Here is a 21,152-nt window from a genome sequence, read left to right on the forward strand (position 1 = left end):
ATTACATGTCACCGCCCAGCGTGGCTTCGGCCTCGACGGCCGATTGGGTTTCGGCCAGTTCCGGGTCCGCAACCAGGCCGTAGTTGGCGAGCGGGCCGCCGGGGCCTGCGATCTGGTCGTGGGTGAAGAACTGGGCGTATTCCTTCAGGCCGGGGATCACGCCGATATGTGCCTTCTTGACGTAGAAGAACAGCGGACGCGACACCGGGTATTCGCCGCTCGAGATGGTCTCGGTCGAGGGCGCTACGCCGCCCATCGTGGCGACCTTCAGCTTGTCGGTATTGTTTTCATAGAACGCCAGGCCGAAGACGCCGACGCCATTGGGGTTGGAGTCAAGACGGGCCAGCGTCTCGGTATAGTCGCCGTCGATGTCGACCGATTTGCCATCCTGGCGCACGTCGAGACAGCTGTCCTCGGCCTCGTCCTCGCTCATGCCGCTTTCGACCATGGCCTCGAAGGCGCCGGTGTCTTCGCAGCCCTTCAGCAGCACCTGGTCTTCGAAAACCTCACGGGTGCCGTGCTTGGTGCCGGGGATGAAGGCGGCGATTTCAACGTCAGGCAGGTCGGCGTTGAATTCGGCCCAGGTCTGGTGACCGTTGTCGACCAGCGCGCCGTCCTTCATCACCTTGGCGCCAAGGGCGTTGTAGATGTCGGACTGGGTGAATGCGGTGAAGGCGGGGCCGTCCTGCTGGCTGGCAAAGACGATGCCGTCATAGCCGATGCGGACCTCGATGATGTCGGTGACGCCGTTGGCGGCGCAGGCTTCGATTTCCTTGTCGCGGATCCTGCGGCTGGCATTGGCGACGTCGATGGTGTTTTCGCCGACGCCTTCACAGAAGCGCTTGAGACCCGCCGAGGAGCCGCCGGATTCGACCACGGGCGTCGGGAAGTCGGTGTTTTCGCCAAAAAGCTCGGCGACAATCGAGGCGTAGGGCAGCACGGTGGACGAACCTGCGACCTGCACATTGTCACGCGCAACGGCCGCGCCGGCCGATACGGCAACGATCGCCAGGGTCGAGGCGGTCAGTCTGGTGAATGTCATAGGGAGGAACTCCTGTTGTCTCACATGCGGTCGCCGGGGTTGCTCATATGGCGGCGTCCGTTGACGGTACTGCTACGGGCATTGCGCTATCCTTTTGTGACACTTGTGTAACGCTTTTATGACACCCTGTCGTCTGCCGGGGTTCTTGGCAGAAAACGACGCATCTGAGATGAGGCTTGCCGGATAAGCATTCAGTTTTGTTTGGTTTTCTACGGAGGCATAATCGGGCTGCCCGATGGCGCGGCGAAGGGCCTTTCGGCGTCCATCAGCAACATCCGCCTGCCGGACCTGACGTGATGGTCCGGATCTTTTCTCACGGTTAAGGAATCTGTCACATATCGCCCTAACTGAGTCGCCCCGCTGAGACTCAGGCCGGCAGCAACACGCGGAACAATGCACCCTGCCCCGGAGTGGATTCGATCTGGATGCGTCCCCGGTGGCGTCCGACGATGTGTTTGACAATGGCCAGCCCCAGTCCCGTACCACCCTGTTCACGCGACCGGTGGGTGTCGACGCGATAGAAACGCTCGGTCAGGCGCGGGATGTGCACGGGATCAAACCCGGCCCCGTGGTCACGGACCACCAGTTGGACCGCCTCGCAGCGCAGTCGCGGATGATGTGCGGGCTCGGACAGGCTGACGTCGATGCGCTTGCCGGCGGCACCGTACTTGATGGCATTTTCGATGAGGTTGGTCAGCACCTGCCGCAGTTGGTCCTCGTCGCCGGGCACCAGAACCTGATCCGGCGGAAGGTCCACGACGACCTCCACCCCCGCCTCCGCGGCCATGCCCGACAGGCCGTTCACCACTGCCTGCACCAGCCCGTTCAGGTCCACGCGGCTGGTTGGGCGCATCCGTTCGGTCGCCTCGACCCGATTGAGCGACAAGAGATCACCGACAAGGCGGTTCATTCGTTCGGCCTCGGACTCCATGATGGTCAGGAAACGATCGCGGGCGGAGGCGTCGTTACGTGCGGGACCGTGCAGCATGGTTTCGATGAAACCCAGCAGCGCCGTCAGCGGAGTTTTCAGCTCATGGCTCACGTTGGCGACGAAATCGCGGCGCATCTGGCCGGCGGATTCGATATGGGTGACATCCTGAAAGCTGAGCAGAACCCCGTGACGGTCGCCCTGGAAGATCGCCGCGCAACGCACCGCATAGGTCACGTCCTGTCCGTCCTCACGCGTCAGGAAGGTCGTCTCGCGGGTCTGGTGATCGCGCAGCGTGGCCTCGACAGTGTCGAGCACGCCGGGCTGGCGCAGCCCGGTAATGAAATGCCGGCCCAACGCGTTGGCGCCGACCAGCTTGCGCGCCGGATCGTTGACGTGGTGGATGCGCTCGTCGTCGCCGATCACCACCAGCGGCTGCGGCAGCGCATCGACCACCGATTGCAGAAGATCCTGCGCGTCGGTCATGGCGTCAGACCGCGCAGGCCGCCGCGACGGCGCGTTCGAACTCGGTGATCAGAGCCTGCGGATCCTCGAGTCCGACGGAGACGCGAAAGAAACCCTCCGTAATGCCGAGCGCCGCGCGGCCCTCTTCGGTGAGGCCCCGGTGCGACGAGGACGCCGGATGCGACAGCGTGGTGCCGACGTCACCCAGCGTGGGCGCAAAGGCGATGCCGGTCGCTGCCTGCGTCAGCGCGTTGGCCTGCGCGCGACCGCCGTCGATCTCGAACGAGACCATGTTGCACCCGCCGGACAGCAGGTCGCGGGCGCGGGCGGCCTCGGGATGATCGTCACGGGTGGGATAGAGCACGCGCTTTACGCCTTCCATACCGGACAGCGCTTCGGCAAGGGCTTCGGCTGTGGCCTGCGCGCGGTCGAAGCGCAGGTCGAATGTCATCAGCCCGCGCTCGGCTAGCCAGCAGTCAAAGGGGCTGGCGGTGAACCCACAGGTCACGGCGAAGTCGTAGATCGCCTTTTGCAGTGCCGGATCCTTCGCGCCGACCCAGCCCAGCGTGACGTCGGAATGTCCCGCCATCAGCTTGGTGACCGAATGCAGCACCACGTCGGCACCATGGTCGAACGGCAGGTAGCCCCGCGGGGTCGTGAAAGTGTTGTCGACCACCAGCAGCGCACCGGCCTCTTTCGCGACCTCGGCAATGCCTTCCATGTCGGCCACCCGCAACGTCGGGTTTGAGGCGACCTCGACGAGGATCAGCCTGGTTTCGGGGCGGATCGCGGCACGGAAGGATTTGGCGTCGGTGGGATCGGCCAGCGAGGTCTCAATCCCCAGTCGCGGCAGGTCGTCACGCATCATGCGCAGCGAGCGGCCGTAAAGCTGGTCTCCGCCCAGCACGTGATCGCCCGCCTTGCAGAGCCCCATCAGCACCGCCGTCACCGCGGACATGCCCGAGCCGGTCACGAGACCTTGGTCACAGCCCTCCATCGCCGCGATGCGCCGTGCCAGCAGGTCGGCATTCGAGTGACCCTCCCGGGCATAGGTGAAGCCCTCTTCCCTGCCTTCGTATTGCGCATCCAGCGTGTCGGGATCGGGCGAGGCATAAACCACGGAGGGCGACAACGGTGTGACGACCGGGCGGCTGACGCCTTCGCGGAACGTTTGCGGGCGGATCAGGGTGCCTTTGGCATTCATGAAAAAGGGTCCTTCAATTGGAAAGTGGGTGGCGGCGGGCCCGGCACTGTGCCGTCGCGCAATCAAGGCCCGGCGTAGTGTGGCGCCTAATCCGGCCCGTCAGGACAGTGCTGGACGAGGCCCGCATGCCGCCATTGTTGGAGTTACATCAGGAGAGACGTGCAACATCATGAAATCTCGTCGAATTCACTCTGCAGCTTGCGCACGTGTTCGGTCAGGCCAGGCTGTTGCAGGCGACGCAGGCGGGTTGCGGTGACTATGGTCTTCAGCTTGTCTTCGGTCGCATCGAGATCGTCGTTGACCAGCACGAAATCGTAGCTGCCCCAGTGGCTTATCTCGTCCCAGCTCTTCTGCATCCGCTTCGAGATCACGTCGTCACTGTCCTGCGCACGGGTCTCGAGACGTCGGCGCAACTCGGTGATCGAGGGCGGCAGCAGGAACACCGACAGCGTATGACGCCCGAGATCGGAGTTCTCGATCAACTGCGCGCCCTGCCAGTCGATGTCGAACAGCACGTCGCGGCCGGCGTCGATCGCCTCTTCCACCGCGGCCTTGGGGGAGCCGTAGAAGTTGCCGAAGACGTGGGCATGCTCCAGCATTCCGCCTTCGGACACGGTTTTCTTGAAGTCGGATTCAGAGACGAAGTGGTAGTCCACACCGTCGACCTCGCCCGGGCGCGGTTTGCGTGTGGTGGCGGAGACCGAGAAGACGATGCTGTCGTCCCAGGCGCGCAGGCGCTTGGCGAGGGTGGATTTTCCGGCGCCCGAGGGCGAGGACAGGATGATCAGAAGGCCGCGGCGTTTGGAATGGGGCATCGGTCTACTCCACGTTCTGAACCTGTTCGCGCATCTGGTCGATCACCGCCTTCAGGTCGAGCCCGACCGAGGTCAGCGCGGCGTCGCCGGACTTGGCGCAAAGCGTGTTGGCCTCGCGGTTGAATTCCTGCATCAGGAAATCGAGTTTGCGGCCGACGCTGCCTTCGGCGGCAATCAGTTCACGCGCGGCATGAACATGGGCACGCAAGCGATTGATTTCCTCGGTGATATCGGCCTTCACGGCAATCAGGGCAAGCTCCTGGTGAATGCGGGGCTCGTCGATGTCGTCAGCCTGTTCGAGCACGGCGGCCAACGCCGTCTTGAGAGCCTCGCGGGCCTTTGGCCTGCGGGCTTCGGCCGCCTCTTCGGCGCGGGTGACCAGCCCTTCGATCTCATCGAGGTGTCCGGTCAGTACCTTGTGCAGCGATGCGCCCTCACCCGCGCGCATGTCCCTGAACGAGTTCAGCACCGATGCGAAATCAGCGAGGATCGCTGCGCGCAATTCGGCCGTGTCGGGCAGGTCTTCATCCTGCTCAAGCATACCGCGAAGGGCCACGATCTCGGCCGCGGTCGACGGCCCGAGCGAGACGCCGCGGGTGATGGCCTGCTGTTCGATTTCGGCCATCGCGGTCAAGACAATGTCCAGCTGGGGTCCGCTGAGTCTCTGTCCGCCGGTTCCCTCTTCCCGCGAGAGGCGCAGGTTCACCGTGACATTGCCGCGCTTTACCGCGCCGCCGACCCGCTTGCGAAGTTCGGCCTCCAGTCCCTCGATCCAGTCGGGGACGCGGATGCGCAGGTCGAACCCCTTCGCGTTAACGCTTCGGATTTCCCATGACCAGCTGAATGCCTCGTACCCGCCCTGGCCCGCGGCAAATCCCGTCATCGAATGCAGCACGGTGCTCTCCCCCTTCACGCCAGTCCCGGATCCGCAATATCTAGCGGTCGGCACAGGCATGGTCTCATGATCTGTTTCGGCATAGGCAATCTAAATCACGCGGGCAACTGACAAATGCGGATGACCCGGGTGCGCGGAGCCGATGTCGGTTAACCAACGGTTCCGAAAGTCCGCTAATTTAGATGAAATCATGTCATATTAGGAATTGGGTAACCATCGTTACGTAAAACCAGACACAGCGATGTCCGTGGCGTTTTGATGGGGTGGGCGTTTGTTGAGGATATAATCATGTCTCCGTGCGACAAAACGAATGGGGTTACGCGGAATGCACAGGTTAGTGCAGGCGCAGCCGATGTGGTGCCGCTGAGCGACAAGCTTCGCGCCAAATGGATCCAGCCGCTGCAACAGGTCGAGGCCTACTGGCAGGCCATGCGCAATGGGCGCAACGTGCCGGCGCGGGCGGATATCGATCCCCGGGGCATAGAAAATGCGCTGGAATATGCCTTCATCGCCGAAAGGATCGCGCCGACGCATGGACGAATCCGCATCGGCGGAACGCATCTGTGCGACCTGATGGGTATGGAAGTGCGTGGCATGCCGTTGTCTGCGATGATGGTGCATGTGTCCCGCGACCGGCTGGCTTCGGCGTTGCAGAGCGCTTTCGACGGACCTGCCCGGATCGAACTGTCCCTGCAGGCTGAACGCCGTCTTGGCCAACCGCAACTGACCGGACGCATGTTGCTGCTGCCATTGACGGATGATTTCGGCGATGTCAGCCGGGTGCTGGGGTGCCTTGTCACAGACGGTGCGCTGGGTCGGGCGCCGCGCCGGTTCGAGATCGTGAAAGCTGATGTCGCCGATATGCAGGGTCCGGCGCGTTATTCGGCAGAGACGCGCAAGGCCCCGCTGAAGGCTGCGGGGTTCGCCGAGCGGAAGCGCGCGTTCAAGACCGGTCAGAAGCCCTATCTGCGACTGGTCAGGAATGACGGCGACTAATCCGGCCAACACGCGCGGTAGACAGGAAAAAGCCCCGGACGTCAGGTCCGGGGCTTTTCCAGATCAGGGCGATCTCAGACCGCGACGCTGGAGGCACCATTGTCACGGCGCGCAACCAGTTCTTCAGCCACGAGAAAGGCCAGCTCAAGCGCCTGCGACGCATTAAGCCGCGGATCGCAGGCCGTGTGATACCGATCCGAGAGGTCCTCGTCGGTCACGGCACGCACGCCGCCTGTGCATTCCGTGACGTCCTGGCCGGTCATCTCGAAATGCACCCCGCCGGGGATGGTGCCCTCGGCCTTGTGCACGGCAAAGAATTCCCGGACCTCGCGCAGCACGCTGTCGAAGGGCCGCGTTTTGTAGCCCGAAGCCGATTTGATGGTGTTGCCGTGCATCGGGTCACAGGACCAGACCACGTTGGCGCCCTCTTCCTGCACCGCCTTGATGAGGCGGGGCAGATGCTCGCCCACCGATCCGGCCCCGAAACGCGCGATCAGGGTCAGGCGGCCGGCCTCGTTCTCGGGGTTCAGTTTCTCCATCAGCACCTTGAGGTCGTCGGCGGTGGTGGTCGGCCCGCACTTGAGGCCGATCGGGTTGAGCACGCCACGGGCAAATTCCACATGGGCACCGTCCGGCTGCCGCGTGCGGTCACCGATCCAGATCATGTGGCCCGACCCCGCCAGCCACTTGCCGGAGGTGCTGTCCTGACGGCAAAGCGCCTCTTCATACTCCAGCAGCAGGCTTTCGTGACTGGTGTAGAAGTCCACCGTGTGCAGCGCATGGGCGCTTTCGCCGTCGACGCCGGCGGCCTTCATGAAGTCCAGCGTATCGGTGATGCGGCCGGCCATCTCGCGGTATTTTTCGGCTTCGTCACGGTCGGTGAAGCCCAGCGTCCACTGGTGCACCTGATGCACATCGGCATACCCGCCGGTCGAGAAGGCCCGCAGCAGGTTCAGCGTCGCGGCCGCCTGCGTGTAGGCTTGCAGCATCTTCTGCGGATCGGGAATGCGCGCCTCGGGAGTGAAGGCAAGTTCGTTAACGATGTCGCCCCGGTAGCTGGGCAGTTCCTGACCGTCCTTGACCTCGGTCGGCGCGCTGCGCGGCTTTGCGAACTGGCCTGCCATGCGGCCGACCTTGATCACCGGAACCTTGGCGCCGAAGGTCAGCACCATCGCCATTTGCAGCATCACCTTGAAGGTGTCGCGGATGCCATCGGCTGAGAACTGATCGAAGCTTTCGGCGCAGTCGCCACCTTGCAGCAGGAAGGCTTCGCCGCGCGCGGCCTGGCCCAGCCGTTCCCGCAGCGTTCGCGCCTCGCCGGCAAAGACGAGCGGCGGATATTTCGACAATTGCGCCTCCACGGCGTTCAGGGCGCCGGTGTCGGTATAGTCGGGCATCTGAACCCGGGGCTTGTTGCGCCAGTCGGATTTTTGCCACTCGCTCATCATTTCTCTCCGGTGGTTAGCGGTATCGGCCGGGGCCGTGTTCGGGCCCGCTTATACAAAGTCGCGTCGTGGGTTGCCATATGTGTTTTCCCGGCTCTTGACGCGGCATGGAGCTTCGGTCCAACTGCGTCAACCCAGCCGGAAAGTGACACTTTGCGAGTCGCAAGAAAGGCTTGAAAGACAAGGGTCGGGACCATGAACCAGACAGCGCCCGAAATCGAGGTCGAGAATGTCGGCAAACCGCGCCGTTTCGTCTTTGTCCTGCTCGAGAAGTTTTCGCTTCTGCCCTTCGCGGCCGCACTGGAATGTCTGCGCATCGCCAACCGGATGTCGGGAAAAGAGCTGTACAGCTGGCGCATCCTCGGAGAAGGCGGCGAAAGCCAGACCTGTTCGGCGGGGACGTCGTTCAACCTTCAGGGCGATCTGGACGAATTGCAGCGCGACGACGTGATCATGGTCTGCGGCGGGATCGAGATCCAGCATGCCACCACCAAGCGGCTGCTGAACTGGCTGCGGCGCGAGGCGCGCAAGGGGCTGAAGGTGGGCGGGCTCTGCACCGGAAGCTATGCGCTGGCGCGCGCCGGCTTGCTGGACGGCAAGCGGGCGACGATCCACTGGGAAAACCACGACAGCTTCGCCGAGGAATTCGAGGATGTGTCGCTGTCGAAGGCGGTTTTCGCCATTGACGGGAACCGGATCACCACGGCGGGCGGGACGTCTTCCATCGACATGATGCTGAAGATGCTGGCCGATGACTACGGCTCCGAGCTGGCCAACGCGGTTGCGGACCAGATGATCTATTCCGCGATCCGGACCGATCAGGATACGCAGAGGCTTTCGGTGCCGACGCGCATCGGTGTGCGGCATCCGAAGCTGAGTCAGGTTATCCAGAAAATGGAAGCCAACATCGAGGAGCCGATTAGCCCGTCGATCCTGGCCTCCGAAGTCGGCATGTCGACGCGTCAGTTGGAGCGGCTGTTCCGGCGCTACCTTAACCGCTCGCCCAAGCGTTACTACATGGAGCTCAGGCTGGAGAAGGCGCGCAACCTGCTGATGCAGACCGACATGAGCGTGATCAACGTGGCGCTGGCCTGCGGCTTTGCCTCGCCGTCGCACTTTTCCAAGTGCTACCGGGCGCATTACGCGACCACGCCCTATCGCGAACGCGGCAGCCACGGAACGCGCGATCCGCACTGACGCCGCGCCAATCGGTCATCAGATCGGCCCCGATCCAACGATGGATAAGATCGCCGTCATTTCGCGGGCGTCATGCGATAAAGTGCGCCCTGCCCGACGCTGAGAAACCAGATCGCGCCGTCGGGGCCTTCGCGCACGTCGCGCACGCGCTCGGTCGCGTCCGCCTTGATCTGCTCGACCTCGTCCAGTGGATCACCGGAGAGGCGCGCGATGTAGTCGAATTTCAGGGACCCCACGAAAAGATCGCCCTTCCACTCAGGCCAGAGCGCCCCGGAGTAGAACATCATCCCCGAGGGCGCGATGGACGGGTCCCAGTAATGCTCGGGCTGCTTCATGCCGGGCTTCGACGTCCCCTCGCCGATCCGGCCACCGCCGTAGTGCTGACCGTAGGCAATCACCGGCCAGCCGTAGTTTGCACCTTTCTCGATCCGGTTGACCTCGTCGCCGCCCTGCGCGCCATGCTCGTTGATCCAGAGGATGCCCTCGGGATCCAGCGCCGCACCCTGCGGGTTGCGGTGGCCGTAAGACCAGATTTCAGGCAATGCGTCGGGCCCGAGGTCAGGGTTGTCAGCCGCTGGCGCCCCGTCGCGGGTCAGATGCAGGACCGATCCGTTGTGGCGTGATGGGTCCTGTGCGGAAGGCCGGTCACCGCGGTCGCCGATGGTCAGGAAAAGGGTGCCGTCGGGTGCCTCGACCAGACGTGAGCCGAAATGCCGGCCCGACTTCGTCGGCGTGGTCATCGAAAAAATGGTGGTCACGTCCAACAACTGCGCCCGGTCGTCGGACAAGCGCGCGCGCAGGATGGCCGTGCCGGCGCCGGCCTTTGCAGGCTGGGCGTAGGACATGAAGAGAATGCCGGTCTCAGCGAAATCACCGGGGACCAACAGGTCGAGCAGACCGCCCTGCCCGACCGCCGCGATCTCCGGCAGGCCCGAGACCTCCTGCCGGCGACCGTCCGGAGCGATGTGCAGAAGGCGCCCGTCGCGTTCGGTGATCAACAGATCGCCCTCCGGAAGGAAACCGACGGCCCAAGGCTCGTCGAGGTTCTCGACGATCGGGGTGATGTCGACCGGTCCGGCAGAGGTTTCGAGATCTTCGGCACAGGCGGCCGTCACGGTCAGCAAAAGGAACAGGCTCAGACGCAGCATGACGATCTCCGTGCGATTGGATCGGCTTTGAGGATAGCGCCCGTGGTGGGCGGTTCCACCGGCTTCGGTAATTCGTGATCGACAAGCCGGAACCCCGCGGCAATCGGGCTTTTCATTCGCCACACCGGGGCATAGGCTGCGGATCGGATAAACGTATCCACTCAGGGAGATAAAGCATGAAAAAGTTTCTGATGGCCACGGCCTTGACCGCGCTGTCTACGGTATCTGTTCAGGCGGCAAGCCACTCCGAGACCGTCAAGATCGGCATCATCCTCGGCTTTACCGGGCCGCTGGAATCGTTGGCTGGCCCGATCGCGGGCGGCGCCGAGATGGCCTTGGACGAGGTCAACGAGGCCGGCGGTATCCTCGACGGCAAGATGCTTGAAGCGGTGCGCGGTGACGGTACCTGTGCTGATGCGGCGGCGGCAACCGCTGCGGCGGAACGGCTGGTGACGTCCGATGGCGTGGCGGCGATCATGGGCGCGATGTGCTCGGGCACCACCGGCGCTGTCCTGACCAACGTGGCGATGCCAAACGGCATCCTGCAGATCTCGGCCTCGGCCACTTCGCCCGGTCTGTCGAGCCAGGAAGACAACGGTCTTTTCTTCCGCATGGCTCCCTCGGACGCGCGTCAGGGTGAAGTGATGGCGCAGATCATCACGGATCGCGGCATCGAAGAGGTCGCGGTGACCTATACCAACAACGACTATGGCTCGGGCCTCGCGGACAGCTTCACGGCAGCCTTCGAAGAGATGGGCGGCTCGGTCACGCTGTCGGCCAGTCACGAGGACGGCAAGGCCGACTACTCGGCCGAAGTGGGGTCGCTGGCCTCGGCCGGCGGCGACGCGCTGGTGGTGATCGGCTACGTCGATCAGGGCGGTTCGGGCGTGATTCAGGCGGCGCTGGACACCGGCGCATTCGACACTTTCGTGCTGCCTGACGGCATGATCGGTACCGCGCTGGAGGAAAACTTCGGTGCGGATATCGACGGAAGCTTCGGCCAGATCCCCAGCGTTCAGAATGAACGCGCCGAAGAATTCCTCGGCATGGCCGAAGAAGCCGGATTTGACGGCACCTCGGTCTATACCCGCGAAGGCTATGACTCGATGGCGCTGATCCTGCTGTCGATGGCGGCGGCGGGTTCCACCACGGGCTCCGAGGCGGCGGCCAAGGTGATGGAACTGGCCAATGCTCCGGGCGAGAAGATCTATGCCGGCGAGTTGGCCAAGGCGCTTGAGCTGATCGCGGCGGGCACCGACATCGACTACGTCGGCGCATCGGCGGTCGAGCTGATCGAGCCGGGCGAGGCTTCGGGCGGCTACGTCGAGATGGAGATGGAAGGCGGCAAGCTGGTGGAAAAAGGCTTCCGCTGATCCTCGAAAACCAACGGAGACAGCCGGGATCGGCTGTCTCCCACCACCGAATGAGCGCCGTGAAGGCGCCGGGACAGGGGTAACGCATTGATCCGGGTTGAGAACTTGCACCGGCACTTCGGTGGTTTCCACGCCGTGGACGGCGCGACGCTGGACATCGCCAAGGGGTCGATCACCGCGCTGGTGGGGCCAAATGGCGCTGGAAAAACAACACTTTTCAACGTCATAGCCGGCGTTCTTCCACCGACCTCGGGCAAGGTCTTCATGGATGGCGAGGACATCACCGGCCTGCCGCCGCACGTGTTGTTTTCCAAGGGTCTGCTGCGGACCTTCCAGATCGCGCATGAATTTTCGTCGATGACCTGCCGCGAGAACCTGATGATGGTGCCGGGCGGGCAATCGGGCGAGCGCCTGTGGAACACTTGGTTCGGGCGCAAGCGCATCGCCGACGAGGAGCGCGCGTTGCGCGCAAAAGCCGACGAGGTTTTGGAGTTCCTGACCGTTGAACATCTGGCGGACCACCCGGCCGGCGCGATCTCTGGCGGGCAAAAGAAGCTACTCGAACTTGGCCGCACGATGATGGTGGACGCGCGGATCGTGTTCCTCGACGAGGTTGGCGCCGGCGTGAACCGGACGCTGCTGAACACGATCGCTGACGCCATCCTGAGGCTCAACAAGGAGCGTGGCTATACCTTCTGCGTGATCGAGCACGACATGGATTTCATTGCCCGGCTCTGCGATCCGGTGATCGTCATGGCCGAAGGCCGCAAGCTGGCGGAAGGCACGATCGACCAGATCAAGGCAAATGAGCAGGTGATCGAGGCCTACCTGGGCACGGGTCTGAAGAACAAGGAGACGGCGTGAGAATGGATGCGTTGCGCAGCGAGGGGCCAGCCCCTCGCGCTCCCCAAGATATTTTACGCCAGAAGAAGGATCGGTTGCGTGGCTGAGCCGTTCCTGATCGGGGATACGATGACCGGCGGATACGGCAAGGGGCCGGATATCCTGCATGATTGTACCATCGCGGTCGAACGCGGCGAGATCGCGGTGATCGTCGGGCCCAACGGGGCCGGCAAGTCGACGGCGATGAAGGCAGTCTTCGGGATGCTGGATGTCCGCGCGGGCACGGTGCGGCTGGAGGGTGAGGACATCACCGGCCTCAGCCCGCAGGACCGGGTGGCGCAGGGCATGGGCTTCGTGCCGCAGACCTCGAACATCTTCACCTCGATGAGCGTGGAGGAGAACCTCGAGATGGGGGCCTTCATCCGACACGACGATATCAGGGGGACGATGGCGCAGGTGTATGAGCTGTTTCCGATCCTCAAGGAGAAGCGGCGGCAGCCGGCCGGGGAACTGTCAGGCGGGCAGCGCCAGCAGGTTGCGGTGGGCCGCGCGCTGATGACGCAGCCCCGTGTGCTGATGCTGGACGAGCCGACGGCGGGGGTGTCGCCCATCGTGATGGACGAGCTTTTCGACCGCATTATCGAAGTGGCGCGGACCGGGATTTCCATCCTGATGGTGGAACAGAACGCCCGCCAGGCGCTGGCGATTGCCGACAAGGGATACGTTCTGGTGCAGGGGCGCAATGCCCATACTGGTACCGGCAAGGAACTGCTGGCGGACCCCGAGGTCCGGCGCAGTTTCTTGGGGGGATGACGTGAAGCCAGTTCTGTATTTCACCATGGTCGCCGCTGCTGCTCTCACGCCTCTGGCCGCCAGTGCCTCCGGGAAGGAGCGGCTTTGTCGCTTCGAGAGGCAGATCGTGGACGGGGTCAGCCGGACCGTCGATCTGCCTGTCATCGTCGAGAGTGACGGTCGACGCGGCGAGGTTCTCGTGGCTTTTGGGGGGCAGTACCGTGCCGTGATGGGGCGGACCGCCGGCGGCGCGACTTCGGTCACTTTCAACACCGGTGTATCGCGTGAGGCCATGATGATCGGGCCGGGCGGCGAGACGTTCTGGCAGATCAATTTCCATGACGGCAAGACAATGGCCTATGCAGGTCATTGCGGCCCGAACCGCAAGAGGTAACCGATGGAGATTCTGAACGCCCTCGTGACGCTGTCGAACTTCGTCCTTATCCCGGCGGTTGCCTATGGCGCGCAACTGGCGCTTGGCGCGCTGGGGGTGACGCTGATCTATGGCATCCTGCGGTTTTCAAATTTTGCACATGGCGACACAATGGCCTTTGGCGCGATGGTGACGATCCTCGTGACATGGCTGTTGCAAGGCTGGGGCGTGAGCCTCGGGCCCTTGCCAACGGCCCTGCTTGCCCTGCCCTTCGGCATCCTCGGCTGCATGGTGCTGGTGCTGGTGACGGACCGCGTGGTCTATCGCTTCTACCGGGCGCAAAAGGTCAAGCCGGTGATCCTCGTGATCGTGTCGATGGGTGTGATGTTCATCTACAACGGGCTGGTGCGTTTCATCATCGGCGTGGACGATCAGCGCTTCGCCGACGGCGAGCGCTTCATCGTCTCGGTGCGCGACTTCAAGGCAATGACCGGGCTGGACGAAGGGCTGGCGATCCGCACGACGCAAGGGATCACGCTGGTGACGGCGGTGATCACCGTGGCGGCGCTGTTCTGGTTCCTGAACCGGACCCGTACCGGCAAGTCGATGCGCGCCTATTCCGACAACGAGGACTTGGCGCTTTTGTCGGGCATCAACCCCGAGCGTGTGGTGATGATAACCTGGCTGATCGTGGCGGCGCTGGCGACCATTGCGGGCACGCTCTACGGGCTAGACAAGACCTTCAAGCCGTTCACCTATTTCCAGCTGCTGTTGCCGGTCTTCGCCTCTGCCATCGTCGGCGGGCTGGGCTCACCCATCGGGGCCATCGCGGGGGGCTTCGTAATCGCCTTTTCCGAGGTGGGCATCACCTATGCCTGGAAGAAAGTGGTGGAATACCTGGTGCCAGAGGCCTGGGAGCCCGAAGGGCTGCTGCAACTCCTGGGCACCGACTACAAATTCGCGGTGAGCTTCGTGATCCTGGTGATCGTTCTGCTGGTCAAGCCCACCGGCCTGTTCAAGGGGAAATCGGTATGAGCGGGGTGCGCACGGCAGGATTGTTCGCGCTGGTGGCGGTGCTGATCATCGGCACCGGTGTGGTGCAGAGCTGGAACTCGGCCCTGCTGATCCTCAACATGGGATTGGTCTCGGCGGTGATGGCGCTGGGGGTGAACCTGCAATGGGGCTTTGCGGGGCTGTTCAACGTCGGCGTCATGGGCTTCGTGGCACTGGGCGGGCTGGCGGCGGTTCTGGTTGCGACCCCGCCGGTGCGCGAGGCTTGGTCCGCTGGCGGCGTCGGCGTGTTGCTGGCGCTCGCCGTCGGAGCCTTGACGATTGCCATGGCGGTCTGGATGACGCGGGCCATGCCCAAGGGCAGGCTGAGGGCCGCGGCGATGCTTGCCGTGCTGGTGGTGGGGTTCATCGGCTACCGGGCGCTGTTTGATCCGGCCGTCGATGCCATCGAAAGCATCAATCCGGCGCTCTTCGGCAACCTTGGCGGGCTGGGGCTGCCCATCGTGCTGGCGTGGCCCGTGGGCGGGCTGCTGGCGGCGGGCGCGGCCTGGGTGATCGGCAAGACGGCGCTGGGGCTGCGGTCGGATTACCTGGCCATCGCGACGCTTGGCATTGCCGAGATCATCATCGCCGTCCTGAAGAACGAGGATTGGCTGGCGCGCGGCGTCAAGAACGTGATCGGCCTGCCCCGGCCGGTTCCTTTCGAGATCGACCTGCAACAGGATCCGGCCTTCGTCGAGCGTGCGACGGGCCTCGGGATCGATGTCACTACCGCGTCGACGCTTTATGTCAAGCTTCTCTATGGCGCGATGTTCGCAACCGTGCTGATCGTGGTTCTGGTGCTGGCGCAACTGGCGCTGAACTCGCCCTGGGGCCGGATGATGCGCGCCATCCGCGACAACGAGACGGCGGCGCGGGCGATGGGCAAGGACGTCACGGCACGGCATTTGCAGGTCTTCGTGCTGGGCTCGGCGATCTGCGGGGTGGCCGGCGCAATGATGACGACGCTTGACGGGCAGTTGACGCCGGCCTCCTACCAGCCGCTGCGTTACACCTTCCTGATCTGGGTCATGGTGATCGTCGGCGGATCGGGCAACAACTACGGCGCGGTTCTGGGCGGGTTCCTGATCTGGTTCCTCTGGGTTCAGGTCGAGCCCATAGGTGCGGCAGTCATGGACCTTGTTACCATTGGCATGGCGGACGGATCTGCCCTGAAGGCGCACCTGCTGAATTCGGTCGCGCACATGCGGCTGCTGACAATGGGTGTGATCCTGCTGCTGGTGTTGCGCTTTGCGCCAAGGGGGCTGCTGCCGGAGCGTTGATGCACGACGCGTCATGAGGTCCCGGATCAAGTCCGGGACAAGGTTGTGCATGGCGCAACATCGCATGACCGGCCGGCGTGAGGTGCCACATTAACGGCCCGTGAAGGCTGCATGCGCCACAGTGCCATCGATTCCTTCGGAGGCGCGCGCGGTTGGCGAGTGGACAAGTAATGTGGGTTCTGGGCTGTGCGGTCCTTGTTCTGCTGATGCAGGCGGGGTTCCTGCTGCATGCCGCCGGAATGACCCGGAGGAAGAATTCGGTCCACGTGGCGCAAAAGGCTATGACGACTGTCCCGGTGGCCGTGGCGTCCTTTTACGTGCTGGGTTTCGGTATCTTGTTCGGTCCAAGTCTCGACGGGTGGATCGGTAAAGGGCTGTTCCTGCCAGACCTTGAGGCGACAAATCTGGCGATGCTGTTCGTCGGCCATGCGGCATTGACGGCCTGCGCCGTAGCGATCTGTTCCGGTGCCGTGGCCGAACGCATTTCTCTTACCGCCCATCTCTGCCTGATCATCGCCCTGTCGGCGGTTGTCTATCCCGTCGTCGGCCGTTGGATCCGGGGTGATCTTTTTCACACTGCGAATACTGTCTGGCTGTCCGACATGGGGTTCATGGATTTTGCCGGTGGAACGATGCTGCATGGCACCGCCGCATGGATGGCACTGGCGGCAATCATTGTGGTCGGGGCGCGGCGCGGCAAGTTCGACGCCGAGGGTCGGGCGCGGCCCTTGCCCGGACGAAGCAGCGTGTTGGCGGCCTGTGGCACCATACTGATCTGGGTCGGCTGGTTCGGTGTGGTCGGCGGCGGCATGAGCTTCGACGATCCCGCCCTGCCCCGCATCTTTGGCAATACCCTGCTGGCCGGGTGCGCCGGCGGCGGGGCGGCGCTTGCGCTGTGTCGCTTGCTTGACGGGGCGTTCCTGCCTCACCGCGTGGCAGGCGGCGCGCTTGCGGGTCTGGTCGCGGTCAGCGCCGGCGTGAACGTCTTCGACACCCCGGCCGTCCTGGCCTGCGGCGCTGTCGCGGGTCTGCTTTGTCCTCTTTGCCAGGGGTTCATCGAGCAGGTGCTGAGGCTGGACGATGCCACCGACGTTGTCTCTGTCCATGGCGTCTGCGGTGCGATGGGCACGCTGATGGTCGCCGTGCTGGCCCCGGCCGAGACCCTGGCCGCGGGCGGGCGGCTTGCCCAGTTCTGGGTGCAGGCGGCGGGCGTGGCCGTGGCGTTCGGTGTGGCCTTCGGCGTTGGGCTGGCGCTGCTTCTTGTCTTCAAGCGATTCTTCGCGCTGCGGGTGTCTGCGGAGGCAGAAGACCGGGGGGTGAACACGGCGAACCACGGTGCGGCGGCCGGCGTCGACATCATGCAGAAAGCTCTTATCCAGATGGTCGCATCAGAAAGGTTGGACTTGACCCGGCGCTTCGACACCGGGACCGGGGACGACCCCGCCGACATTGCAAGGGCGCTCAATCCCTTTCTTGACAGGGTGGCGGCAGTGATGACGCAGCTCCAGAAGGATGCGATGCAGTTGGACACCTCCGCCATGGCGCTGGCCGAAAACGCTCAGGATCTGACCTTCAGCCAGCGCGAAACCGAAGCCAAATCGGCGGAAATGGCTGCCTCAACCGGAACTTCGGCGGAGGACTCGCTCGCCAATTCGCAGACCCTGCAACGCGTCAGCGAGACATATCAGACCATCTCGGCCATAGCGGCGTCGATCTCGGAGGAGCTGACAGAAATCAATGCCGGCGTGGGCGAGTTGAACGATGTTTCCGGCGAAATCGGTGTGCGCACCGACGAAGTCTCTGCCCGGGTCAGTGACGCAATGGGCGAATGCGCCGAGGCGACAGCCGCCATGGCCAGCCTTGACGAAGTGACGGTGAGCATCACCGAAGTGGTGGAGATCATCAAGGACATCGCCTTTCAGACGCATCTGCTGTCGATCAACGCGTCGGTGGAAGCTGCGCGCAGCGGCGGATCGGAGCGGCAGGGATTCGGTGTGGTGGCGCAGGAGGTCCGCGCGCTGGCCCTGCGCACGCGCAATTCGACCGACCGCATCGCCAACCGGATTTCGCGCATCCGCACGGCCAGCGTGTCGCTGTCGACCAGACTGTCCAACGTTGCCGGCATGGTGCAAGCCATCGGCGGTGCCACCGATGCCATCCGTCAGGGTGTTATCATGCAGATCGGCGCTTCGATGAACATGGTGGACCGGGTCGACAAGCTTGACCGCGACACCAGCGAGGTTTCGGCAATGATCGCCGGTTCTACCAATCAGATCGATGAGGCCCGCGCGCAGTCCGATCGCACTGCCACCAGGCTGCAGGGCAGCAACCGGTCTGCGGCCCGGATGACCGAGGGTGCAGCGCGTTCCGCCGGACTGGCGCAGGACACGGCCTCCGAGGCACTGGCGCTCAAGGCGCTGTCGCGGTCGCTACGCGATGCTGTCGAGGCATTCGATACCGGACACGCGACCGACGATGGTGCAGGACTCGGAACGATAGCGGCAGAGCGCTGAGGCTCAGCGCCCCCTGAACAGGCTGCCGAGGATGCCGCGGACGAGGCGGCGCCCGGTGGTGCCCTTGAGCTCTTTCATGACAACCTGGGTCATGGCCTTGCCGAAACTTTCGTCGCGTGATGACCTGCGGCTGCTGCGCGACGTCGACCGGGCCACCCGCTTGCCGGAATACCGCCGGGCCGACCGGTATTCGCGTTCGGCAATCTCGGCCTCCTGCTCCTCATGTTCGGCCGCCTCGGCCTCCTGCGCTGCCTGCTCGGCGCGCTTTGCCAGCATCTCGTAGGCGGATTCCCGGTCGCGCAAGGTGTCGTATTTGCCCGCGACCGGTGAACTGGCGACGACCTGCCGGCGCTGTGCGGCCTCCAGCGGGCCAAGCTGCGACGATGGCGGGCGGATCAGGGTGCGCTCGGCCATCCCGGGGACACCCTTCTTTTGCAACATCGACGTCACTGCCTCGCCTACCCCGACCTCGCGAATGGCCTCTTCCACGTCGAAACGCGGGTTGTCCCGATAGGTTTCGGCAGCCTGCCGCAGCGCCTTGCGGTCGCGGGCGGTAAACGCGCGCAGGGCGTGTTGCACCCGGTTGCCCAGCTGCCCAAGGATGTCCTCGGGAACGTCGTCCGGGTTCTGGGTTATGAAAAAGACGCCTACCCCCTTGGAGCGGATCAGCCGCGCCACCTGCTCTACCTTGTCGACCAGCGCGTCCGGGGCGTCGTCGAAAAGCAGGTGTGCCTCGTCGAAGAAGAACACCAGCTTGGGCTTGTCCGGATCCCCCACTTCGGGCAGTTCTTCGAAGAGCTCGGACAGAAGCCACAGCAAAAAGGTCGCGTAGAGCCGTGGCGACGCCATCAGCGTATCGGCCGCCAGTATGTTGATCCGCCCGCGCCCGTCCGAATCCCGGGTCATCAGGTCGTTCAACTCCAGCGCCGGCTCACCGAACAGCCCTGCCCCGCCCTGGTTTTCCAGCACCAGCAGGCGCCGCTGGATCGCGCCGATCGAGGCGGTCGAGATGTTTCCGTAACGCAGCGACAGGTCCTTGCGATTCTCGCCCACCCAGACCAGCAAAGCCTGCAGATCCTTGAGATCGAGCAGCGGCAGACCCTGCTCATCGGCGAGGCGGAATGCAATGTTGACGATGCCTTCCTGTGCCTCGCTCAGTTCCAGCAGGCGTGAGATCAGCAGCGGACCCATTTCGGCCACGGTGGTGCGCACCGGGTGGCCCTGCTTGCCGAAGAGGTCCCAGAAGGTGACCGGGAAGCTGTCGTAGGTGTAGTCGTCAAAGCCGATCTTGGCGGCCCGCTCGGTAAAGGCATCGTGCAGTTTAAAATCGGCCCGACCCGCCGCGGCAAGCCCGGACAGGTCGCCTTTGACATCGGAGAGGAAGACCGGGACCCCGGCTGACGAAAAGCCCTCGGCGAGGATTTGCAGCGTCACGGTCTTGCCGGTGCCCGTGGCGCCGGCAATCAGCCCATGCCGATTGGCATACTTCAGGCTGAGCCCTTGCTTCTCGCCATAGTCGGGGCCACCGCCGCCGATGAAAATCTCAGCCATAAGTCTCTCCGCCGCAAGAACAATCCTGTCGCCGGAAATCCGGAGACCGCAATGGTAACTTAACCTTTCGGCGTCATGATCATCAATGTCCAGTGGCGCGGCTTACGCTAGGTCCGCTGGATTGACTTCCTCCCTGTCAGACTGACCGCGCCTTCGTGGCGCGGTCTTTTTCCGTCCGGGAACAGTTGATAGCGCTATCTGCCAAAGCGCTTCCGGTTACCGGGAAAGAATTGCGATCTTGGCTGTTGACCGGGCGCCAAAATATTCATAACGTCCCGGCAATGACTAAGTCGGCCAGTCCGACGGGGAGCAAGAAAAAAGAAAAAGGGGTCGATCACTCGGCCTCTTTTTCATTTGGTGGCAAGGGTTTGCCATGCCGGTTCTTGTCGCGTTGACAGTGCTTCACGGAAAAATGCACCATTGTCGCTGCGCTGGTCGGGACAATTCTCCTGACACTTTGAAACGACCGTGTTAAGCGCTTCGCGACGGATGCACCATTGTCCGCATCCGAAGAGGTTCAAACAGAGGGGGGCCTTATGCCCAGAAATCTTTCCTTTCTTCCCTTGATCGCCCTACTGGCCCTGGCATCTCCGCTTGCCGCCCAGGACGAGGCCGCCGCCGAGGAAGACACGGCGACCCAGGAAGAGCCCGCAGCAGAAACCGCCGCCGAGGAAGCTCCGGACACCGAATTTTCAGTTGAGGATCAGTTGTCGACCGGCGAGACCGCAACCGGCGAGCCGGAACTTGGCCAGACCTATACCAAGGAGGAATCTGGCGACTGGGATGTGCGCTGCGTGCGCACGGAAAACCCCGAGACCGATCCCTGCCAGCTGTACCAGTTGCTGAAAGAGGAAAACGGCAATCCGCTGGCCGAGATCTCGTTGTTTCGCCTGCCGGAAGACAGCAAGCTGCCTGCCGGGGCAACCATCGTAGTGCCGCTCATGACCCTTCTGACCGGGCAGCTCGGTGTGTCGGTGGATGACGGCCAGCCCAAGAGCTATCCGTTCTCGTTCTGCAATCAGCAGGGGTGCTATGCGCGGATCGGCCTGACCGCCGAGGATATCGCCGCCTTCAAGCGTGGCAATGCCGCCAAGGTGATGATCCGCCCCTTCGCCGCACCCGACCAAGTGGCGATCTCGGTGATGTCGCTGCGCGGCTTCACGGCGGGCTACGACAAGGCGAGCGTGCTCGAACAGCCGTAAACCCTGAAACTTCGCGAAATTGACGCCGTCCCCGTAA

The 21,152-nt window shown here is 63.6% G+C and carries 18 protein-coding genes; 10 read left to right on the forward strand and 8 right to left on the reverse strand.

Annotated elements, in window-relative coordinates; translation table 11 throughout:
• Position 1: 1 nt before the first annotated feature.
• From AC04PT_RS03445 to AC04PT_RS03465, 5 genes are all read right to left on the reverse strand, one after another.
• A complete protein-coding gene (locus tag AC04PT_RS03445; protein WP_482872108.1) occupies positions 2–1,042 on the reverse strand; it encodes a substrate-binding domain-containing protein in 1,041 nt (346 codons plus the stop codon).
• A 367-nt stretch (positions 1,043–1,409) separates the two neighbouring features.
• A complete protein-coding gene (locus tag AC04PT_RS03450) occupies positions 1,410–2,456 on the reverse strand; it encodes a sensor histidine kinase (protein ID WP_482872110.1) in 1,047 nt (348 codons plus the stop codon).
• Positions 2,457–2,460: 4 nt separating this feature from the next.
• Positions 2,461–3,639 (reverse strand): trans-sulfuration enzyme family protein, encoded by a 1,179-nt coding sequence (locus AC04PT_RS03455; protein ID WP_482872111.1) that lies wholly within the window; start codon positions 3,637–3,639, stop codon positions 2,461–2,463.
• A 167-nt stretch (positions 3,640–3,806) separates the two neighbouring features.
• Positions 3,807–4,454 (reverse strand): guanylate kinase, encoded by a 648-nt coding sequence (gene gmk, locus AC04PT_RS03460; RefSeq protein ID WP_482872112.1) that lies wholly within the window; start codon positions 4,452–4,454, stop codon positions 3,807–3,809.
• Between the two features lie 4 nt (positions 4,455–4,458).
• Positions 4,459–5,349 (reverse strand): YicC/YloC family endoribonuclease, encoded by an 891-nt coding sequence (locus tag AC04PT_RS03465; protein ID WP_482872113.1) that lies wholly within the window; start codon positions 5,347–5,349, stop codon positions 4,459–4,461.
• 354 nt (positions 5,350–5,703) lie between these two features.
• Here AC04PT_RS03465 and AC04PT_RS03470 point away from each other — a divergent pair, with 354 nt between their 5' ends.
• Entirely contained in the window at positions 5,704–6,345 is a 642-nt protein-coding gene (locus tag AC04PT_RS03470; protein WP_482872114.1) for a PAS domain-containing protein, read from the forward strand.
• A 74-nt stretch (positions 6,346–6,419) separates the two neighbouring features.
• Here the strand turns inward: AC04PT_RS03470 and AC04PT_RS03475 are convergent, their stop codons facing one another.
• Entirely contained in the window at positions 6,420–7,790 is a 1,371-nt protein-coding gene (locus AC04PT_RS03475) for a class II 3-deoxy-7-phosphoheptulonate synthase (protein ID WP_482872115.1), read from the reverse strand.
• Positions 7,791–7,985: 195 nt separating this feature from the next.
• On the opposite strand from AC04PT_RS03475, the gene AC04PT_RS03480 reads away from it, so the two are divergent.
• Complete coding sequence (locus AC04PT_RS03480; RefSeq protein WP_482872116.1) at positions 7,986–8,987, forward strand: GlxA family transcriptional regulator; 1,002 nt, start codon at positions 7,986–7,988, stop codon at positions 8,985–8,987.
• A gap of 56 nt (positions 8,988–9,043) precedes the next feature.
• Here AC04PT_RS03480 and AC04PT_RS03485 read toward each other — a convergent pair whose 3' ends face one another.
• Complete coding sequence (locus AC04PT_RS03485; RefSeq protein WP_482872117.1) at positions 9,044–10,135, reverse strand: PQQ-dependent sugar dehydrogenase; 1,092 nt, start codon at positions 10,133–10,135, stop codon at positions 9,044–9,046.
• A 176-nt stretch (positions 10,136–10,311) separates the two neighbouring features.
• On the opposite strand from AC04PT_RS03485, the gene AC04PT_RS03490 reads away from it, so the two are divergent.
• From AC04PT_RS03490 to AC04PT_RS03520, 7 genes are all read left to right on the forward strand, one after another.
• Positions 10,312–11,508 carry an ABC transporter substrate-binding protein gene (locus tag AC04PT_RS03490; RefSeq protein ID WP_482872118.1) on the forward strand — a complete coding sequence of 399 codons (1,197 nt, stop codon included), beginning with the start codon at positions 10,312–10,314 and terminating at the stop codon, positions 11,506–11,508.
• Between the two features lie 87 nt (positions 11,509–11,595).
• A complete protein-coding gene (locus AC04PT_RS03495; RefSeq protein ID WP_482872119.1) occupies positions 11,596–12,372 on the forward strand; it encodes an ABC transporter ATP-binding protein in 777 nt (258 codons plus the stop codon).
• Positions 12,373–12,450: 78 nt separating this feature from the next.
• Complete coding sequence (locus AC04PT_RS03500) at positions 12,451–13,164, forward strand: ABC transporter ATP-binding protein (protein ID WP_482872120.1); 714 nt, start codon at positions 12,451–12,453, stop codon at positions 13,162–13,164.
• A gap of 1 nt (position 13,165) precedes the next feature.
• Complete coding sequence (locus tag AC04PT_RS03505; protein WP_482872121.1) at positions 13,166–13,537, forward strand: hypothetical protein; 372 nt, start codon at positions 13,166–13,168, stop codon at positions 13,535–13,537.
• A gap of 3 nt (positions 13,538–13,540) precedes the next feature.
• Positions 13,541–14,551, forward strand: a complete 1,011-nt coding sequence (locus tag AC04PT_RS03510) for a branched-chain amino acid ABC transporter permease (RefSeq protein WP_482872122.1) — start codon at positions 13,541–13,543, stop codon at positions 14,549–14,551.
• The gene (locus tag AC04PT_RS03515) at positions 14,548–15,849 is read left to right on the forward strand and encodes a branched-chain amino acid ABC transporter permease (RefSeq protein WP_482872123.1); all 1,302 of its coding nucleotides are present in this window, start codon (positions 14,548–14,550) and stop codon (positions 15,847–15,849) included. Before AC04PT_RS03510 ends, AC04PT_RS03515 begins: the two co-directional genes overlap by 4 nt.
• A gap of 170 nt (positions 15,850–16,019) precedes the next feature.
• Positions 16,020–18,362, forward strand: a complete 2,343-nt coding sequence (locus tag AC04PT_RS03520) for a methyl-accepting chemotaxis protein (RefSeq protein WP_482872124.1) — start codon at positions 16,020–16,022, stop codon at positions 18,360–18,362.
• Between the two features lie 3 nt (positions 18,363–18,365).
• Here the strand turns inward: AC04PT_RS03520 and AC04PT_RS03525 are convergent, their stop codons facing one another.
• The gene (locus AC04PT_RS03525; RefSeq protein WP_482872125.1) at positions 18,366–19,913 is read right to left on the reverse strand and encodes a helicase HerA-like domain-containing protein; all 1,548 of its coding nucleotides are present in this window, start codon (positions 19,911–19,913) and stop codon (positions 18,366–18,368) included.
• Between the two features lie 536 nt (positions 19,914–20,449).
• On the opposite strand from AC04PT_RS03525, the gene AC04PT_RS03530 reads away from it, so the two are divergent.
• Positions 20,450–21,115, forward strand: coding sequence for an invasion associated locus B family protein (locus AC04PT_RS03530; RefSeq protein ID WP_482872126.1), 666 nt, complete (start codon positions 20,450–20,452; stop codon positions 21,113–21,115).
• Positions 21,116–21,152 lie beyond the last annotated feature (37 nt).

It is taken from the genome of Litorisediminivivens sp. KMU-197 (genome assembly GCF_056858395.1).

Coding starts and splice junctions, on each gene's coding strand:
- AC04PT_RS03530 (WP_482872126.1), top strand. CDS start 20,450: ATGCCCAGAAATCTTTCCTTTCTTCCCTTGATCGCCCTACTGGCCCTG.
- AC04PT_RS03480 (WP_482872116.1), top strand. CDS start 7,986: ATGAACCAGACAGCGCCCGAAATCGAGGTCGAGAATGTCGGCAAACCG.
- AC04PT_RS03485 (WP_482872117.1), bottom strand. CDS start 10,135: ATGCTGCGTCTGAGCCTGTTCCTTTTGCTGACCGTGACGGCCGCCTGT.
- AC04PT_RS03520 (WP_482872124.1), top strand. CDS start 16,020: ATGTGGGTTCTGGGCTGTGCGGTCCTTGTTCTGCTGATGCAGGCGGGG.
- AC04PT_RS03475 (WP_482872115.1), bottom strand. CDS start 7,790: ATGAGCGAGTGGCAAAAATCCGACTGGCGCAACAAGCCCCGGGTTCAG.
- AC04PT_RS03450 (WP_482872110.1), bottom strand. CDS start 2,456: ATGACCGACGCGCAGGATCTTCTGCAATCGGTGGTCGATGCGCTGCCG.
- AC04PT_RS03445 (WP_482872108.1), bottom strand. CDS start 1,042: ATGACATTCACCAGACTGACCGCCTCGACCCTGGCGATCGTTGCCGTA.
- AC04PT_RS03490 (WP_482872118.1), top strand. CDS start 10,312: ATGAAAAAGTTTCTGATGGCCACGGCCTTGACCGCGCTGTCTACGGTA.
- AC04PT_RS03515 (WP_482872123.1), top strand. CDS start 14,548: ATGAGCGGGGTGCGCACGGCAGGATTGTTCGCGCTGGTGGCGGTGCTG.
- AC04PT_RS03525 (WP_482872125.1), bottom strand. CDS start 19,913: ATGGCTGAGATTTTCATCGGCGGCGGTGGCCCCGACTATGGCGAGAAG.
- gmk (WP_482872112.1), bottom strand. CDS start 4,454: ATGCCCCATTCCAAACGCCGCGGCCTTCTGATCATCCTGTCCTCGCCC.
- AC04PT_RS03510 (WP_482872122.1), top strand. CDS start 13,541: ATGGAGATTCTGAACGCCCTCGTGACGCTGTCGAACTTCGTCCTTATC.
- AC04PT_RS03455 (WP_482872111.1), bottom strand. CDS start 3,639: ATGAATGCCAAAGGCACCCTGATCCGCCCGCAAACGTTCCGCGAAGGC.